This window comes from Cellulomonas shaoxiangyii (genome assembly GCF_004798685.1).
Classification (GTDB): Bacteria; Actinomycetota; Actinomycetes; order Actinomycetales; family Cellulomonadaceae; genus Cellulomonas; species Cellulomonas shaoxiangyii.
On the sequence record NZ_CP039291.1, the window covers coordinates 85223 to 103309 of the forward strand.

At 75.6% G+C, this 18087-nt stretch carries 15 protein-coding genes and 2 riboswitches; of the genes, 7 read left to right on the top strand and 8 right to left on the bottom strand.

The window, feature by feature from the left end:
- Positions 1–53 precede the first annotated feature (53 nt).
- On the bottom strand, positions 54–2705 hold the full coding sequence (locus tag E5225_RS00415) for an alpha/beta hydrolase (protein ID WP_166435913.1): 2652 nt from the start codon (positions 2703–2705) through the stop codon (positions 54–56).
- Between the two features lie 335 nt (positions 2706–3040).
- A complete protein-coding gene (locus E5225_RS00420; protein WP_135972596.1) occupies positions 3041–3412 on the bottom strand; it encodes a VOC family protein in 372 nt (123 codons plus the stop codon).
- Positions 3413–3554: 142 nt separating this feature from the next.
- A riboswitch (glycine riboswitch) is annotated at positions 3555–3665 on the top strand.
- Positions 3666–3863: 198 nt separating this feature from the next.
- Between E5225_RS00420 and gcvP the strand changes: the two genes are divergently transcribed.
- From gcvP to E5225_RS00450, 6 genes are all read left to right on the top strand, one after another.
- A complete protein-coding gene (gene gcvP / locus E5225_RS00425; RefSeq protein WP_424945121.1) occupies positions 3864–6830 on the top strand; it encodes an aminomethyl-transferring glycine dehydrogenase in 2967 nt (988 codons plus the stop codon).
- Positions 6831–6868: 38 nt separating this feature from the next.
- Positions 6869–8038, top strand: a complete 1170-nt coding sequence (gene gcvT, locus E5225_RS00430) for a glycine cleavage system aminomethyltransferase GcvT (RefSeq protein ID WP_135972609.1) — start codon at positions 6869–6871, stop codon at positions 8036–8038.
- 73 nt (positions 8039–8111) lie between these two features.
- On the top strand, positions 8112–8483 hold the full coding sequence (gene gcvH / locus E5225_RS00435; protein ID WP_135972594.1) for a glycine cleavage system protein GcvH: 372 nt from the start codon (positions 8112–8114) through the stop codon (positions 8481–8483).
- Positions 8484–8822: 339 nt separating this feature from the next.
- Positions 8823–9059 (top strand): helix-turn-helix domain-containing protein, encoded by a 237-nt coding sequence (locus E5225_RS00440; protein WP_135972593.1) that lies wholly within the window; start codon positions 8823–8825, stop codon positions 9057–9059.
- A gap of 149 nt (positions 9060–9208) precedes the next feature.
- Positions 9209–9679, top strand: a complete 471-nt coding sequence (locus E5225_RS00445; RefSeq protein WP_135972592.1) for a (deoxy)nucleoside triphosphate pyrophosphohydrolase — start codon at positions 9209–9211, stop codon at positions 9677–9679.
- A 160-nt stretch (positions 9680–9839) separates the two neighbouring features.
- The gene (locus tag E5225_RS00450; RefSeq protein WP_135972591.1) at positions 9840–10286 is read left to right on the top strand and encodes an Hsp20/alpha crystallin family protein; all 447 of its coding nucleotides are present in this window, start codon (positions 9840–9842) and stop codon (positions 10284–10286) included.
- 69 nt (positions 10287–10355) lie between these two features.
- Here E5225_RS00450 and E5225_RS00455 read toward each other — a convergent pair whose 3' ends face one another.
- Complete coding sequence (locus E5225_RS00455; RefSeq protein ID WP_135972590.1) at positions 10356–11483, bottom strand: MalY/PatB family protein; 1128 nt, start codon at positions 11481–11483, stop codon at positions 10356–10358.
- A 109-nt stretch (positions 11484–11592) separates the two neighbouring features.
- On the opposite strand from E5225_RS00455, the gene E5225_RS00460 reads away from it, so the two are divergent.
- Positions 11593–12234, top strand: coding sequence for a dihydrofolate reductase family protein (locus tag E5225_RS00460; RefSeq protein WP_135972589.1), 642 nt, complete (start codon positions 11593–11595; stop codon positions 12232–12234).
- Between the two features lie 134 nt (positions 12235–12368).
- Here E5225_RS00460 and metE read toward each other — a convergent pair whose 3' ends face one another.
- The 5 genes from metE to E5225_RS00485 all read right to left on the bottom strand — a co-directional run bounded on the left by metE (position 12369) and on the right by E5225_RS00485 (position 18081).
- Positions 12369–14717 (bottom strand): 5-methyltetrahydropteroyltriglutamate--homocysteine S-methyltransferase, encoded by a 2349-nt coding sequence (gene metE, locus E5225_RS00465; RefSeq protein ID WP_135972588.1) that lies wholly within the window; start codon positions 14715–14717, stop codon positions 12369–12371.
- On the bottom strand, positions 14714–15823 hold the full coding sequence (locus E5225_RS00470) for a methylenetetrahydrofolate reductase (RefSeq protein WP_135972587.1): 1110 nt from the start codon (positions 15821–15823) through the stop codon (positions 14714–14716). The genes metE and E5225_RS00470 overlap by 4 nt, the downstream gene beginning before the upstream one ends.
- Before the next feature lie 94 nt (positions 15824–15917).
- Positions 15918–16025, bottom strand: a riboswitch (SAM riboswitch).
- A gap of 136 nt (positions 16026–16161) precedes the next feature.
- Positions 16162–16380: a hypothetical protein gene (locus E5225_RS00475; protein ID WP_135972586.1), complete on the bottom strand. Its 219-nt coding sequence runs from the start codon at positions 16378–16380 to the stop codon at positions 16162–16164.
- Between the two features lie 53 nt (positions 16381–16433).
- Positions 16434–17114, bottom strand: a complete 681-nt coding sequence (locus tag E5225_RS00480; RefSeq protein WP_135972585.1) for a DNA-3-methyladenine glycosylase I — start codon at positions 17112–17114, stop codon at positions 16434–16436.
- A 109-nt stretch (positions 17115–17223) separates the two neighbouring features.
- Positions 17224–18081, bottom strand: a complete 858-nt coding sequence (locus E5225_RS00485; RefSeq protein WP_135972584.1) for a TetR/AcrR family transcriptional regulator — start codon at positions 18079–18081, stop codon at positions 17224–17226.
- Positions 18082–18087: the final 6 nt, after the last annotated feature.

Below are 18087 nucleotides of genomic sequence, written 5' to 3' on the forward strand. Positions count from 1 at the left end.
CGCGGCGGGGCCCCCTGGGTGCCCCGCCGCGCGCCGGCGGTCGGTCCGCGCCGTCAGTCGACGGGGAACAGGGAGAGGGTCAACGTGCCCTCGTACGTGCCCGGAGCCGTGTCGACCGGCACCTCGAGGACGAGGTCCGCCCCGAGCGTCGCCGAGCCGAACCGTCCCTCGGGCGTGGCGGACGCGAGCCGGCCCGGCACCGCCAGGCCCTCACCGCCGCCGAGCACGGTCGCCCGCTCCGCACCCGCCGTGAGGCCGGCGCGCGCGGTCTCCACGCGCGGGCGCCACCCGAGGTGCTGCGCGTCGAGCAGGCGCGTGCCGGACGTGAACGCGTACGCCTGCCCGCTCACCGCCCAGCCGCTCGCTCCGGCCTGCGCGACGGACCGCGAGTCCGTCACCGTGACCGCGGGCAGCGCGCCCGTGAACCGCAGGCGGTCGCCCGCGTTCCCGGCCGCCCCGAGCGTCACGCCGTCGCCGTGGTCCGCGACGGACAGCGCGAGCACGCCCTGCTCGCCCTCGGGGACGACGGCGCGCAGCGGGATGCCGGCGCCCGTCTCCGGCCGGAACAGGCGCGGCAGGAGGTCGATCAGGTTGCGCTGCCACGTGTCGAACCCGTGCGGGCCGACCGTGACGCCGGCGAACTCGTGCTCGATCCCGTTCTCCTCCAGCAGGTCCAGCAGGTTCATCGTGTGCTGGTAGGTGAAGTCGGTGACGTCACCCGTGTAGACGCGCGCCAGGCGGGTCTCGGCGTTCACCGCGGCCGGGTCGAACTCGGGCGTGGTGAAGAAGAGCCCGCCCGAGAACGCGCCCATCCACCCGAACTCGCCCGGCCGCGTGAGCCAGGTGGTGAGGGTGTGCATGGCGCCCATGGACAGCCCGGCGATGCCCTGCCGGGCGGCGTCGGACGCGATGTTGTACTTCGCCCGCGCGGCCGGTGCCATGTTGTCCAGCAGCTCCGCCGGGAAGTCGGGCACGTTGCCGTTGCCCATGACGACCACCATCGGGACGATCGAGCCGTCGACCGAGTAGTTGTCGAGGATCTGCTTCGCGCGGCCCACCTCGACCCAGTCGCCCCAGCTCTGCCCGCCGCCGTGGTTGAGGTACAGCACGGGGTAGGGCTCGGCGCGCCCGGCGTCGTAGCCCGGCGGCGTCCACACGTAGGCGGACCGCTCCTCGCCGGCGACGGCGCTGTCGTACGTGAGCACGGACAGCTCGCCGCCCCGGCCCGCGGGCACGTCGCCGAGCATCCGGTCGGTCGTCCCCGGGACGAACAGCGGGCTCACCCCGGTCAGCGTGTTCACCTCGTCCGCGGGGTCCTTCTGGTCCACGCCGTCGACGACGTACCGGTAGTAGTAGAAGCCGTCGAGCGGGCCCATGGACAGCCGCCACCGGTCGCCGACCTTCGTCATCGGCACGCGGAACCACGCGCCGTTGGGCGCCCAGTTGGCCCACACGGTGACGCCCTTCGCGTCGGCCCACTGCGTGCCGGTCTCGAACGTGACGATGCCGTTCGCGCCGATGTGCGGGGTCGTGATCGAGCCGGCCGCCGGCGCGGTGTACGGCGCGTCGAGGGGCAGGTGCCCGGCCCGCGGGCCGGCGTCGGTGCCGTCGCGGAACACGCGCGAGGCGAAGTCGCGCAGACCCTCGCGCCACGTGTCCCAGGTGCCGCCCGAGTCCGGGTCGACGCCGTCGAACTGGTGCTCGACGCCCGCCTGCTCCAGCGTGCGCAGCAGCGCCTCGTTCTGGTTGTACGCCGGGTCCAGGACGTTGCCGACGTAGACGCGCAGCAGGTCCGTGCTCTCGTTGATGGCGCGGGCGACCGAGCCGCTGATCGACCCGCGCAGCCGGCCCGAGAACGAGCCGACCGAGCCGAATACGCCGGGGTCGGTGCGCAGCACGTTCAGCGCCTGGTATCCGCCGTCCCCGATGCCGGCGACGGCCTGGCCGCCCGCCTCGTCGGACACGCGGTAGGCGTCCTGCGCGGCCGCGACGACGCCGTCGAGCAGCTCGGCGCGCGGGTCCGCTCCGCCCACCTCGGCCATGACGACGACCATGGGCGCGAGCCGGCCCTCGGCGGCGAGGTTGTCGAGCACCTGCGGCACGCGCCCGAGCTCGGCCCACTCGCGCGCCGACTGGGTGCCGTCGGCCAGCAGGTAGAGCACCGGGTACGGCTCGGCGCGGTCGGCGTCGTAGCCGGGCGGGGTCCAGACCAGCGTGCTCCGCTCGTCGTCGGTCACCGGGCTGGCGTAGGTCAGCTCGCGGACGTCGCCGCCGGCCGGCACGTCGGACATCCACTGCACCGACGGCCCGGGCACGAACAGCGTGTTCCACTCGGGGTGCGAGGTGACCGCCACGGGGCTGGTCGGCTCGCGGAACGACGTCGTGGTCCGGTCGGGCCACGTGGCCGTGTACCGGTAGTAGTACAGGCCGGGCTCCAGCGGGCCGACCGTCGTCTGGTAGTTCGAGCCGTTCGGGTCCATGGCCAGGTCCGACCACGTGCCGCTCGGGCCGATGTTGCCCTGCAGCTCGAGCACCTGCGGGCGCGAGCCCAGGATCCGCTCGACGTCCGCCTGCGGCGCCGTGAAGCGGTGGTACCCCTCCGGGATCGTCGAGACCCACGGGTCGGGGCCCGGCTGCTCGGCGGCGGCCGCCGCGGGCGGCACCACGACGGCCACGCCCAGCACGAGCGTGAACCCTGTCGTCACCGCCGCGTGACGCTGTCCGGCACGTGCGGGGCGTGTGTCCTGGTGAGTCATCCCCATCGATTCCTCCTCGGTCGCCGACCGGTGCGGTGACGCACGGCGCGGACCGGCCCTCGCCGTCGAGGCCCCTGACCGCGCCGTCCCCTCCCCCCGGAAGGACGTGGGCGCCGACGGCGACCACGACTGCACCCGTGCTCTACACCGGTGTAGAAGCGGGCTGACCGAATCGTCTCGGCCCGCGCGGCCCGCGTCAAGGGACTGCCCGGACGCGGCCACGACGGGAGCCGGTGACCCCCGCGGCCGAGGGCGTCCCGGCGGCTCGGGCCCGTCGGGCTGCTTCAGCCCACCTCGTCGATGAGGGACAGGCAGAACGGGTGCCCCGCCGGATCGGCGAGGACCAGGCAGTGCGCGGGGTTCGGCTGGTGGTCGAAACGGCGCGCCCCGGCGCGCACGGCGCGCGCGCCGGCCTCGTCGAGGTCGTCCACGAAGAAGTCGATGTGGACGAGGGCCGAGTCCTCGGGCCACCGGGGCGCCTGGTAGTCGCGCACACCCATGAACTCGAGCCGACCGCCGTCGCAGCGCACGGTCGCCCACTCCTCGCCGTGGCTGAAGGTGACCTCCCCGCCCGTGAGGTCGGCGTAGAACGCCGCCAGGACGGTCGGTTCCGGGCACGCCAACGTCGTCGAGCTGTAGCGGATCCGCTCGGACATGCCGCCACGCTAGCGTCCGCGAGCCCTCCGGACCGGGCTCACGTCCGCGGGCCGCTGCCGTTCGGGGCGCGCTGTGGCGCCCGCCGGGCACCACCTCGTGCCGTAGGCTGACGTGAAGCACGCCACAACTGAACACGCTGCTCGAACCGCGGCGGGAGAGCTCCCGCCGGTCGCCCGCGGGCGGCCGAGGCGGGACGCCGAAGGAGCAAGCCCTCCCCGGGAATCTCTCAGGCACCCGTACCGCCGTGGCCAGGCAACTCTGGAAAGCGGCGCCGGCACGTCCGGCGCCCACCGACGGTGCAAGCCGGCGCGCCCCGGAGCCTCGTGACGCGAGCGCTCATGGCGGACCGGCAAAACTCTCAGGTCGCTCCCCTCGCGGTGGGCGGATGACAGAGCGGGGAGGCCCCTGCCCGTCCCGGCGCGCGCCGGACGACCCCCCGTGGAGCCCCGAGTGACCGACCTCGACGTGCAGCCCCCTGCCGCAGCACCCGCGCCCCGCCCCGTGCCGCACACGCCCGCCGCCCGTGACTTCGCCGACCGGCACATCGGCCCCCGCGGCGACGAGACCGCCCGCATGCTCGCCACGCTCGGGTACGACAGCCTCGACGCGCTCGTCGACGCGGCCGTGCCGGCGACGATCCGCACGGACCGCCCGCTCGACCTGCCGCCCGCACGCTCGGAGCAGCAGGTGCTCGCCGACCTGCGCGCGCTCGCGGGCCGCAACCGCGTCATGACGCAGATGATCGGGCAGGGCTACTACGACACCGTCACGCCGCCGGTGATCCGCCGCAACGTGCTCGAGTCGCCCGCCTGGTACACCGCGTACACGCCGTACCAGCCGGAGATCTCGCAGGGCCGGCTCGAGGCGCTGCTGAACTTCCAGACCGTCGTCTCCGACCTCACCGGGCTCGACGTCGCGAACGCGTCGCTGCTCGACGAGGCCACCGCCGTCGCGGAGGCCGTCGCGCTCATGTGGCGGGCGTCGAAGGCATCCACGGGCACGGTCGTGCTCGACGCGGACCTGTTCCCGCAGACGCTCGCCGTCACGCGCGGCCGGGCGGCGGCGGTGGGGCTGCCCGTGGTCGTCGCGGACCTCACCGACGGGCTGCCCGAGGTCGACGGCCCGCTCGTCGGCGTCGTGGTGCAGCAGGTCGGCGCGTCCGGTGCGCTGCGCGACCTGCGTCCCGTGGTCGCCGCCGCGAAGGAGCGCGGCGCGCTCGTCACGGTCGCCGCGGACCTGCTCGCGCTCACGCTCGCCACGACCCCCGGCGAGCTCGGTGCCGACGTCGCGGTCGGCTCGGCGCAGCGGTTCGGGGTGCCGCTGTTCGGCGGCGGCCCGCACGCCGCGTTCATGGCCGTGCGCCAGGGGCTCGCGCGCACGCTGCCGGGCCGGCTCGTGGGCGTCTCGGTCGACGCCGACGGCGCGCCCGCGTACCGCCTCGCGCTGCAGACCCGCGAGCAGCACATCCGCCGCGAGAAGGCGACGAGCAACATCTGCACCGCGCAGGCGCTGCTCGCGATCGTCGCGTCGATGTACGCCGTCTTCCACGGTCCCGACGGGCTGCGCGACATCGCGCGGCGCGTGCACGGGCACGCGGTCGCCCTCGCCGAGGTGCTCGCCGCCGCCGGCGTCGCGGTCGAGCACGAGGCGTTCTTCGACACCGTCCGCCTGGCCGTCCCGGGCCGGGCGAAGGACGTCGTCCGCGCCGCCGCCGCCCGCGGCGTCAACCTGTACGCCCCCGACGCCGACCACGTCCAGGTGTCGTGCGACGAGACGACGACGGACCACGACCTGCTGCGCGTCGCGCTGGCGTTCGCGGAGGGCGGCGCGACGACGCTGACCCCGGACGCCGGCGGCCGCTACTCCGTCGGGTTCGTGGGCGCCCGCCCGGCCGACCTGCCGCCGCACCTGACGCGCGCGACCGGCTACCTGGCGCACCCGGTCTTCCACCGCTACCGCTCCGAGACCGCGATGCTGCGCTACCTGCGTCGCCTGTCGGACAAGGACCTCGCCCTCGACCGCACGATGATCCCGCTGGGCTCGTGCACCATGAAGCTCAACGCCACGGTCGAGATGGAGCCCATCTCCTGGCCCGAGTTCGCGAGCATCCACCCGTTCGCCCCGCACGACCAGACCGACGGCTACGCCGCCCTGGTCGACGAGCTGCAGCGCTGGCTCGCGGAGATCACCGGCTACGCCGCCGTGTCCGTGCAGCCGAACGCCGGCTCGCAGGGCGAGCTCGCGGGCCTGCTCGCGATCCACGCCTACCACGAGGCGCGGCGCACGCCCGGTGCCGAGCACCGCGACATCTGCCTCATCCCCGCCTCGGCGCACGGCACCAACGCGGCGTCGGCGGCGCTCGCGGGGCTCAAGGTCGTCGTGGTCGCGACGGCCGAGGACGGCGAGGTCGACCTCGGTGACCTGCGCGCGAAGCTCGAGCAGCACGGCCCGCGCGTCGCGGCGATCATGATCACCTACCCCTCGACGCACGGCGTCTACGAGGAGCACGTCCGTGAGGTGTGCGACCTGGTGCACGCGGCGGGCGGGCAGGTCTACATCGACGGCGCGAACCTGAACGCCCTCGTCGGCCTCGCGCGTCCCGGTGAGCTGGGCGGCGACGTGTCGCACCTGAACCTGCACAAGACGTTCTGCATCCCGCACGGCGGCGGCGGCCCGGGCGTCGGCCCGGTCGCGGTGGCGCGGCACCTCGTGCCGTTCCTGCCCGGCGACCCGCGCCCGGGCGGCGAGGGTGCCGCGGCGCCGGTCGCTCCCGTGTCGGCCGCGCCGTGGGGGTCGGCGGGGATCCTCCCGATCTCGTGGGCGTACGTCGCGCTCATGGGCGCCGACGGTCTGCGCACCGCGACCGAGGTGGCGGTGCTCGCCGCCAACTACGTCGCCACCCGCCTCGCGCCGCACTACCCCGTGCTCTACACCGGACCGAACGGCCTGGTCGCGCACGAGTGCATCCTCGACCTGCGGCCGATCACCCGGGCCACGGGCGTCACGGCCGAGGACGTCGCCAAGCGGCTCATGGACTACGGGTTCCACGCCCCGACGCTGTCGTTCCCCGTGCCGGGCACGCTCATGGTCGAGCCGACCGAGAGCGAGGACCTCGCCGAGCTCGACCGGTTCGTCGACGCGATGGTCGCGATCCGCGCCGAGATCGACGCCGTCGAGGACGGCCGCTGGCCGCTCGCCGACAGCCCGCTGCGGCAGGCCCCGCACACCGCCGCCGCGGTCACCGCGGACGCGTGGGACCACGCCTACGGCCGCGAGACCGCGGCGTACCCGGTCGCGAGCCTGCGCACCGACAAGTACTGGGTGCCCGTGCGGCGCATCGACGGCGCGCGCGGCGACCGCAACCTCGTCTGCTCGTGCCCGCCCGTCGAGGCGTTCGCGGACGGGGACCTGGCGTGAGCGACGCGACGACGGGCGCGACGACGACGGAGGGCACCATGACCGAGGCCGCGACCGACCGGCGCTCGCCGCTGCACGACGAGCACGTGGCGCTCGGTGCCGCGCTCACCTCGTTCGCCGGGTGGCAGATGCCGCTGCGCTACACCTCCGACCTGGCCGAGCACACCGCGGTGCGGACCGCCGCCGGCCTGTTCGACCTCTCGCACATGGGCGAGATCGTCGTGTCCGGGCCCGACGCCGGGGCGTTCCTCGACCGCGCGCTCGTGGGCGCCCTGTCGGCGCTGAAGGTGCTCGGCGCGCGCTACACGATGGTCGTCCAGGAGGACGGCGGCGTGATCGACGACCTGGTGGTCTACCGCACGACCCCGCACGACTACCTGGTCGTCGCCAACGCCTCGAACCACGAGACGGTGCTGGCCGAGCTGCGCGAGCGGGCCGCCGGGCTCGACGTCGAGGTCGCCGACCGGTCCGCCGCGACCGGTCTCGTCGCGGTGCAGGGGCCGCGCGCGCTCGACGTCGTGCTGGCGACCGCGGGCCTCGAGGCGGACCCCGACGCCCCGACGGAGCTCACGCCCGCCACGTCCCGGTACTACGCGTGCCTGCCCATGCGCTTCGCCGGTGCGCCCGTGCTCCTCGCCCGGACCGGCTACACCGGGGAGGACGGCTTCGAGTTCTTCCTTCCCGCCGGGCACGCGCCGGCGCTGTGGCGCGCGCTGCTCGCCGGGGGCGCGCCGCACGGTCTCGTGCCCGCCGGGCTCTCGGCGCGCGACTCGCTGCGGCTCGAGGCCGGGATGCCGCTGTACGGCAACGAGCTCGACCGCACGACCACCCCGCACGACGCCGGCCTCGGCCGCGTCGTGAAGCTCGACAAGGTGGACGCCGACGGGGCGCCCGTGCCGTTCGTCGGCCGTGCGGCGCTGGCGGCCCGCGCCACGTCGGCGCCCGCACGCGTGCTCGTCGGGCTGCAGGGGCTCGGCCGCCGTGCCGCCCGCCACGGGTACGCGGTGCACGCCTCGACGGCCCCCGACGCACCCGCCGTCGGCACCGTGACGTCGGGCGCGCCGTCGCCGACGCTCGGCCACCCCGTCGCGATGGCCTACGTGACGCCCGAGGTCTCCGCCGAGGGCACCGAGCTCGCCGTCGACGTGCGCGGGCGGCGTGAACCCGTGCGCGTCGTGCCGCTGCCCTTCTACCGTCGTCCCCGGTGACGTCGTCCGCACCGACGACGCGCGACGCACCACCCGCACGCCCCCGCACCCGACCGCCCCGACAGGAGCACCCATGGCCGCCGAGCTGCCCGACACCCTGCAGTACACCGCCGAGCACGAGTGGCTCGACGGCGCGTCCCCCGCGACCGTGGGCATCACCGCGGTGGCCGCCGACGCGCTCGGCGACATCGTCTTCGTCGAGCTGCCGGCCGTGGGCGACGCCGTGACCGCCGGCGCGGTCATCGGGGAGATCGAGTCGACCAAGTCGGTCTCCGAGCTCTACTCGCCCGTGACGGGCACGGTCGTCGAGGTCAACCAGGGCGTCGTGGACGACCCGGCCGTGGTGAACGCCGACCCCTACGGCGCCGGCTGGCTGCTGCGCGTGGACGTCACGGAGACGGGCCCCCTCCTGTCCGCGGCGGAGTACGGCGCGCTCAACCCCTGACGGCGGCCCCGTCGCGGCCCGCGTGGGTGCGAGCCCCCAGGCGAAACGGGCACCGTTGCGCCGGACGGGTGACGGGGTGAGCCCCTCCGTCTTCCGGGTGCTTGCCCCGTACGGGTGAGCGGGCGCACAGTGCTCGCGTCGGACCATGACGCCATGTATCACGCGGTGCGCTGGGACGTCTTGGTTGGTGCAGCGATCGGCACCGCGGGGGGGACCTTCGGTGGTCGGGAGAACAGGGTGGCAGAAGTCCCGTCATAGGGACGTGTCACGTCGCTCTCATCCGGTACGCAGCCCTCGGGGGTCGGACGGTCCGGCCCCCGCCGCCCACCGGAGGACATCATGAGCATGCTGGAGACCCGCGCCAACGCGGCGACCTTCACCGGCCACACGCTCACCCGACGCGAACGCGTCGTGCTCGCGGAGCTCGCGGAGGACGTGACGCTCGAGGAGATCGCGACGCGGCTCTTCGTCACCCGCAACACCGTCAAGTCGCAGGTCCGCAGCGTCTACCGCAAGATCGGCGCCTCGACGCGCGCCGAGGCCGTCGCCTGGGCGGTCGCGCACGGCATCCGCTGACCGCACCGCCCGCACGGTGCGGCCGGTGGCGCGCCCGACGTCCGCAGGGGGAGAGCGGAGGTCGGTGGGCGCCGGTGCCGGCGGCGCACCGCCGCGCGCGGCCGGGGGTGCGTGACCGTGCCGTGACCCCCGGCTGGCACACTGCCCGTATGACGCCACCCGTCCTCGTCGTGGCAGCCGCCCTCGTCGACGACCTCGACGACCCGCGCCTGCTGCTCGCGGCGCGCCGCGCCACACCCGCCAGCCTCGCGGGGCGGTGGGAGTTCCCCGGGGGCAAGGTCGACCCCGGTGAGTCGCCCGAGGAGGCCCTGCACCGCGAGCTCCGCGAGGAGCTGGGCGTGCGCGTCGGCCTCGGCGTCGAGCTGCTCGGCCCCGACGACGGTGCCTGGCGGCTGTCCGACCGGTACGTCATGCGGCTGTGGTTCGCGGAGGTGCTCGTCGGTGAGCCCGAGCCGATCGTCGAGCACGACGAGCTGCGCTGGCTCCCGCAGAACCAGTGGTTCGACGTCCCGTGGCTGGATGCGGACGTCCGGATCGTCGAGGCGCTGAGCGCGTTCGTCGCGACGTTCCCCCGCTCGCGGGCCGACGGTCGCCCGGGCTCGGTCGGCCGCAGCGCCTGACCGACCGCCGCCGTTCTCGGTGCGCGAAACCTGCCTCCCAGGGCTAGCACTCTCCACGTGAGAGTGCTAAGTATTTCGATGTAGCCACCGGTGCGGAGGGGGCACCGGGACGCACGGGGGCCCGGGAGGTCCGAGGTCCCACATCGAGGAGGTGAGGGGCGTGGCTACTCGTTTCGACCCGTTCCAGGAGATGGACCGCGTGCTGGCGCAGGTGTTCGCCGCCGACCGCGCGTCGGCGACGATGCCGATGGACCTGTACCGCGACGGCGACCACTACGTGCTCCACGTCGACCTGCCGGGCGCCGACCCGGGCACGATCGACGTCAACGTCGAGGACCGCACGCTGACCGTGCGCGCGCAGCGCTCGGCTCGCACCGAGCACGACGTGCAGTGGCTCGCGAAGGAGCGTCCGTCCGGCACGTACGCCCGGCAGCTGACCGTCGGCCGTGGCCTCGCGCTCGACCGCATCAGCGCCACCTACGCCGACGGCGTCCTCACGCTGACGATCCCCGTCGCCGAGGAGGCCAAGCCGCGCCGCATCGAGGTGCAGCACGGGACCCGGCCCACGTCCATCGAGGCGGGGCACCCGGCGGACGCGACCGTCTGACGTCGTCCGCGCGCACTCCCGGCGGCCCCGCTCTCCCGCAGAGCGGGGCCGCCGTCGCGTGCGCCGGGGTCAGGCGAGCGTCGTGACGAGGCGACCGAGCAGCTGGTCCAGGGTCGCGGGGGAGCAGGCGAGGTTGAGCCGCACGTGGCCCTCGCCGCCCGTGCCGAAGTCCGTGCCGCGGAACGCCGCCAGGCGGCCCTCGTCGAGGAGCAGGCGCGACGGGTCGGCGCCGCTCGCGCGGACCGCGGGGGTGTCGCGCAGGTCCAGCCACGCGAAGTAGGTGGCCTCCGGGGCGCGCCACCGGGCCGACGGCAGCCGCTCGGCGAGCGTCGTCGCGACGGTCGCCACGTTGCCGCGCAGCACGGCGAGCACCTCGTCGAGCCACGGCCCGCCCGTGCGGAACGCCGCCTGGTGCGCGACCGAGCCGAGGTGGCTGACGCCGTGGCCCACGATCTCCGGGATGCGCGCGAGGTCGGCCGCCGCCGGCCCCGGCACCGCGACGGCGGCCTTGAGGCCCGCGAGGTGGAACCCCTTGGACGCCGAGTGCAGCGCCACCGCGTCGGGGATCACGGTCGTCGTCGGGACGAACGGCGCGTCGCCGACGACGAGCGGCGCGTGGATCTCGTCCGCGACGACGCGCACGCCGTGCCGGGCCGCGAGCTCGCCGACGGCGGCCAGCTCCGCGCGCGAGTGCAGCGTGCCCGTCGGGTTGTGCGGGTGGCACAGCAGGTAGACGGTGGCGTCCGCGAAGGCGCGGTCGAGGGCGTCGAGGTCGAGCCGCCCGTCGGCGCCCAGCGGCGCGTCGACGACGCGGCGACCGGCGTGCTGCAGGAACGGCCGGAACGGCGGGTAGACCGGCGGGTTGATGACGACGCCGTCGCCCTGCGCGGTGAGCACGCGCACGACCTCGACGATCCCCTGCATCACGTCCGGCACCTGCCGGGCCGCCGCGACCGGGACGTCCCAGCCGTACCGCTCGGCCGCGAAGCCGGCGAACGCCTCCGCGTAGCCGTTCCCCACCTCGTAGCCGGTGTCGCCGGCGGCCATCGCGTCCGCGACCGCGCGCACGACCGCCTCCGGCAGCCGCACGTCCATCTCGGCCACGAACGCCGGCAGCACGTCGGCCGGGTACGTCGCCCACTTGGCCGACCCGCGCGTGCGGAGCTCCTCGAGCGGGACGTCGAAGGGGGTTCCCATGCGCCGACGCTAGCCCCGCGTGGCGGGTCGCGGGGCCGGTCCCGACGAGTTCGGCGGCCCGCGCCGGTCGGTAGTGGCACGACCGACCGAGGACGGCAGGAGGCGCACGATGCGACTGACGGTGCACGAGTTCATGACGCTCGACGGCGTGGTGCAGGGCCCGGGAGCACCCGACGAGGACCCGCGCGACGGGTTCACCGCCGGCGGGTGGGTGGTGCCGTTCGCGGACGACCCGGTGTTCGGCGAGGTCGTCGGCGACTGGTTCGGCCGGACCGACGAGCTCCTGTTCGGGCGCACGACCTGGGAGCTGATGCGCGCGTACTGGCCGCAGGTGACCGGCGACGACAACCCGGCGGCGGTGCAGCTCAACGGGCGGCCCAAGCACGTGGTCACGTCGAGCGCGCTGGGCGGGGACTGGGCCGGGTCGGTGCGGCTCGAGGGCGACGTGTTGGAGGCGGTGACGGCGCTGAAGGAGCGCGACGGCGGCGAGCTGCAGGTGCACGGGTGCGCGCGGCTCGCGGCGACGCTGCACGCGGCGGGGCTGGTGGACGAGTACCGGCTGCTCGTCGCGCCCGTGACGGTCGGGCACGGACGCCGCCTCTTCGGCACGGACGCCGTGCCGCGCGGGTACGACGTCGTCGACCACCGGTCGAGCGCGCGCGGCCTGACGTACCTGGCGCTCACGCCGCGGCCCTACGAGGTCGCGGCCGCGGCGGTCGTCGACGGCCGGGACGTCGTCGTGCCGGTCTGACGCCGTCCGGCCCGCACCGACGACGGCGCCCGCCCCCGGTGCGGGGACGGGCGCCGTCGTCGTGCGTCCGCGGTGGTGGGCGCACCCCGGACGCGCGTCGCCGGGCCGGCGCGAGCGGACGCCGGCCCGGGCCGTCAGAGCGTCGCGCGGACCGTGCGCGTCGCCGCGACCAGGTGCTCGAGCGAGGGGGTGACCTCCTCGTAGCGGCGGGTCTTGAGGCCGCAGTCCGGGTTGACCCACAGCTGGTCGACGTCGATGGTGCGGACGGCCTCGCTGAGCAGCTCGGTGACCTCCGCCTCGCCCGGCACGCGCGGGGAGTGGATGTCGTAGACGCCCGGGCCGACGGCGCGCGGGTAGCCCGCCGCGGCGATGTCCCCGAGGATCTCCATCTTCGAGCGCGCCGCCTCGATGCTCGTCACGTCCGCGTCCAGGCCGTCGATCGCGTCCATGATCTGCCCGAACTCCGAGTAGCACAGGTGCGTGTGGATCTGCGTCTCGGGGCGCACGCCGGCGGTCGAGAGCCGGAACGAGCGCACCGACCAGTCGAGGTACGCCGCGTGGTCCTTCTCGCGCAGCGGCAGCAGCTCGCGCAGCGCCGGCTCGTCCACCTGGACGATGCCGATGCCGGCGGCCTCGAGGTCCGCGATCTCGTCGCGCAGCGCGAGGGCCACCTGGTTCGCGGTGTCGCCGAGCGGCTGGTCGTCGCGGACGAACGACCAGGCGAGGATCGTCACCGGGCCCGTGAGCATGCCCTTGACGGGCTTCTCCGTCAGGGACTGCGTGTACGTCGACCACGCCACGGTGATCGGCGCGGGCCGCGAGACGTCGCCCCACAGGATCGACGGGCGCGTGCAGCGCGAGCCGTACGACTGCACCCAGCCGTTGCGCGTGACGGCGAACCCGTCGAGGTTCTCCGCGAAGTACTGCACCATGTCGTTGCGCTCGGGCTCGCCGTGCACCAGCACGTCCAGCCCGATCCGCTCCTGCAGCTCGACGACGCGGCGGATCTCCGCCTTCATCTCGTCCTCGTACTGCTCGGCCGTGAGCTCGCCCTTGCCGAACGCCGCGCGGGCCCTGCGGATGTCCGGCGTCTGCGGGAACGAGCCGATCGTCGTGGTCGGCAGCGCGGGCAGCCGGAGGCGTGCGGCCTGGGCGCTCTTGCGCTCGGCGAACGGGCCGCGGCGGAACTGCTCGTCCGTGAGGCCGGCGGCGCGCTCACGCACCTCGGGCCGCACGACGCCCGGGGCGCTCGCGCGGCTGCGCACGGCGTCGGACGCGGCGAGCAGCTGCTCGTGCACGGCCTCCCGCCCCTCGGTGAGGCCCTCGGCGAGCACGGCGACCTCGCGGACCTTCTCGTCGGCGAACGCGAGCCAGGACGCGAGCGTCGCGTCGAGCGCCGGCTCGTCCTCGACGGTGTGCGGGACGTGGAACAGCGACGTCGACGTGCCCACCGTGACCGCGCGCGCCGCCAGGGTCTCGAGCCGCTCGAGCACGGCCAGCTTCGCGTCGAGGTCGGCGCGCCAGATGTTGTGGCCGTCGACGACGCCCCCGACGACCGTCTTGCCCGCCAGGCCGCCCACGACGACGGTCGGCGCCTCGCCCCGGACCAGGTCGATCGCGATGCCGTCCACGTCCGTCGCGGCGAGCACCGGCAGCGCGGGGCCCAGGTCGCCGTAGGGCGCGGCGACGAGGATCGCGGGGCGGTCGGGACGCGCGAGCTCGGTGGCCAGCGCGCGGTAGGCGCGGGTCGTCGCCTCGTGGAGCGCCTCGGCGGGCACGCCCACGGAGTCGGACACGAGCGCCGGCTCGTCGAGCTGCACCCACGTCGCACCGGCCGCCGCCAGCTCGGTGAGCAGGCGTGCGTAGACGGGCAGCAGGTCGTCGAGGCGGTCGAGCGGGTGGAAGCCCGCGGGCGCGTCCTCGCTCGGCTTGGACAGCGCGAGGAACGTGACCGGGCCGACCACGACGGGACGCGTGAGCACGCCGTCCGCGAGGCCCTCGGCGAACTCCGCCACCGGCCGGTCGCTGGCGTAGCGGAACGCCGTGCCCGGGCCGATCTCGGGGACGAGGTAGTGGTAGTTCGTGTCGAACCACTTCGTCATCTCGAGCGGGAGGTCGTCGCCGCGGCCGCGGGCGACGGTCGAGTAGCCGGCGAGGTCGAGGCGGCCGTCGGCGTCCTGCAGGTCCGCGAAGCGCGCGGGGACCGCGCCGACGAGCGCGGCGGCGTCGAGCACGTGGTCGTAGAACGAGAACGCGCTCGGGATCGCCGGGGCGTCCGTCGCGAGGCCGAGCTCGGCGAGGCGCGTGCGGGTGCGCCGGCGCAGGTCGGCGGCCACGGCCTCGACCTCGTCCGCGGAGGTGCGGCCGGCCCAGAAGGCCTCGAGCGCCTTCTTCAGCTCGCGGCGCGGCCCGATGCGCGGGTAGCCCAGCACGGAGCCGGCGGGGAACGCCGGGGCGGCGGTCGGGGTGACGGTGGTGCTCATGACGGGATACCTCGCGGTGTGGTGGTGGGCACGGCGGCGGGGTCGCCGGCGGGCTCGGGGGACGTCGTAGGACGGGTGGGCGCGGCGCGGTCCGCCGGGGCACGGCCGGGTGCCGGGGGGCCGCCGCGCAGGTCGGCGCCCTCGAGCAGGTCGAGGGCTGCCTCGTGCCTGTTGAACGTGTAGACGTGCACGCCCGGCGCACCGCCGTCGAGCACGCCGTTGACCAGGTCGACGCTCGCGCGGATGCCGCGCCGGTGGCGCTCGGCGGGGTCGTCGACCGAGCCGAGCAGGTCGAGGAGGGTGCGCGGGACGGGCACCCCGGTGAGCTCCTGCACGCGCTCGAGACGCGCCGGGTCGGTGGTCGGGATGATGCCCGGCACGATCGGGATGGTGACCCCCGCGCGCCGCGCCTCGGCGACCAGGCCGAGGTACGCCTCCGCGTCGAAGAAGACCTGCGTGATGGCGAAGTCGGCACCGGCCTCCTGCTTCGCGAGCAGCGCCTGCACGTCCTGCTCGCGCGTGCCGCCGGTGGCGTGGTTGCCACGCGGGAACGCGGCGACGGCCACCGACAGCGGCCGCACGCGCGCCCGGACCGCCTGTGCGGGGCTGCCCGCGCAGCGCCGCCGCTCGATCTCGCGCAGCAGCGCGACGAGCCCGGCCGCCGTGTCGACGCCGTCCGGGTGCGGCTGCCAGTCCGTCTGCCCCGCGGGCGGGTCGCCGCGCAGCGCGAGGAACGAGCGCACGCCCTCGTCGAGGAACTCCTCGACGATCGTGGCGACCTCCTCGCGCGACGTCCCCACGCAGGTCAGGTGGGCGATCGGGTTCAGCGTCGTCTCGCGCAGCAGGCGCGTCACGAGCGCGCGCGTCGTCTCCCGCGTGCGGCCGGAGGCGCCGTAGGTGACGGACACGAAGTCCGGCTCGGCGGCCTCGAGCTCGCGCACGGTCCGCCACAGGCGGGGCGCCGCGTCGAGGTCCCGCGGGGGGAACAGCTCGAAGGACACCGTCGGCCGGTCCAGCGCGGCGGCCGGCTCGCTCCGCCGGCGGGCGGTGCGCGGCGGGGCCTCGACCGCCGCCGCGGGTGGCCGGGTCCCGGTCACGGCGGTCATCGGGCGGTCCCGGCCGAGGTGCGGCCGGGAGGGGCTGCGCCGGCGTCCCCGGCCGGCGCGGGGCCGTCCGAGGGGTCGGCGGCGTGGGTGGGCACGCTCATCGTCACTCCATCGTTCCTGGCGGAAGCACCCACACCCTCAACGTGGAGGGGGGTTGCTGCGGCGTCGCTGAGCCAGGTCTCTCGGCCGCTCTGGATGGTCGAGGGGAGCGTATCCAGCGTGACCGGATGGCGGACAGAGGTGACCGTTGGGTGAGACGACCGGTTCCGCGGTGCGGTCGTGCGCCTGGGACGACGGGCGGGTGCGCCGGGGAGCGGGGTCCGGGGTCGGGGGTGGTGTCAGCGCTCGCGGCGGTGCAGCGACTGCGCCCGCTGGTCGCGCGGATGGCGCGGCCGCGGTACGCCGTACCAGGCGGTGGGCGAGCCGGCGGGCACCGACAGGAGGCCGTCCTGCACGGCCTCGAGGACGCCCGGGTCGGGCGTCGCGCACGACTGCCACGCGTCCTGAGCGGCGCGCACGGCGTCGTGCCGCCCCTGGCCGTCCCGCTGCTCCGCCATGCCCGGCACCCTAGTGCGCGCCGCGCGTCCGGGTGAGCCGTCCGGGCGCGGTGTCACCCCGCCGGAGCAGCGTCGTGGCCCGGGGCCGTCCCGTCCGCCGCGGTCCGGTCCCCGCCGCCCGACCGCGCCCGGGAGGCCACCACCGGGCACGTCGCGAGGTGGTCGTCGACGACGCCGCACGCCTGCATCGCGGCGTAGGCGGTGGTCGGGCCGACGAACCGGAAGCCGAGCGCGCGCAGCTCACGCGCGAGCGCGGCCGACTCCGGGGTCCGGCCCGGCACGTCCGTCCACGTCGTGGCGCGGGGGCGCGGGCCGGTGGGCGCGTGCGACCACAGCACCTCGTCCAGCGTGCGGCCCGCCGCGTGCAGCGCGAGCGTCGCGCGCGCGTTCGCGACCGTCGCCTCGATCTTGGCCCGGTTCCGCACGATCGCCGCGTCGGCGAGCAGGCGCGCGACGTCGGACTCGTCGAACCGTGCGACCACCTCGGGGTCGAACCCGGCGAAGGCCGCGCGGAAGGCGGGCCGCTTGCGCAGGATCGTGATCCAGGCCAGCCCGGACTGGAACGCCTCGAGGGCGAGGCGCTCGTACAGCGCGTGCTCGTCGTGCACCGGGACGCCCCACTCGTCGTCGTGGTAGGCGGCGTACAGGGGGTCGCCGTCGCCGAAGCAGCGGCCGGCGACGAGGGGCCGGTCGGCGTGCGCGGCGGTCGGGGCGTCCGGCGTCGGTGGCGTCATGCCGGGATCCTGCCTGGCGCCGGTGACGTCGTCGACGCGCGTCCTGGCGCCCGGTGCGCGCCGGCGCGACGCCGCGGGCTGAGGGCGGCTCGGTGCCCGCCGCCGCGCGTCACGGCCGTGCGGACCGGGCGACGAGCGCCGCGATCCCGTCGAGGATCATCGTGGTGCCGAAGTCGAGCCCAGCGCGGTCGGTCGGCTCGGCGGTCGGCTCGCCGGCCGGCCGGTCGAACGCGCCGCCCGCCACGGCCCGCGCGAGGGCCGGGTGCTCGTCGGGCGACACCAGCCGGGCGATCAGGGCGTCGGGGTCGCCCTGCCCACCCCCGGCGGCGGCCACCTGTCGCTGCCGTGCGGTGTAGGCGCTCTCGAGGCGCGCCCAGTCCAGCTGGTGGCTCGCGAGCACGCCGACCGCCTCGACCTTGTGGGCCTCGGGCACCTGCGTGTCCTCCAGGCACGCGAGCATCGCGTCCATCCACGCGAGCCGGTTCGGGCCCAGCGCGAACAGCACGGCGGGCAGGTCCGCGAACCACGGGTGGGCGGCGAGGGTGGGTCGCTGAGCCTCGAGGAGGGTCTCGAGGCGCGCCCGCCAGTCGCCCGCCTCGGGCCCGACGGGCGTCGGCGGCCCGGCAGCCCGGTCGACCATGAGCATGAGCAGCTCGTCCTTGCTGCGCACGTGCCGGTAGAGCGACATCGTGGTGAAGCCGAGCGACTGCGCGACCCGCGCCATCGACACGGCCTCGAGCCCCTCGGCGTCCGCCAGTGCGACGCCGGCGTCCGCGATCCCGTCGAGCGACAGGCTCGGCCGCGGTCCGCGCCGCCCGGGTGCGGGGCGTCGCCACAGGACGGCGACGTCGGGAGGCAGGCCCGCGGGCTCGCCCGGCGGTGCGGGCGCGACGGGGCTCTCGCCCGCCGGGCCCTCGGCGCGCCGGTCGGGTTCGGGGCGCGCGGCGCCGTCCGTGTGCTGGTCCATTGACGA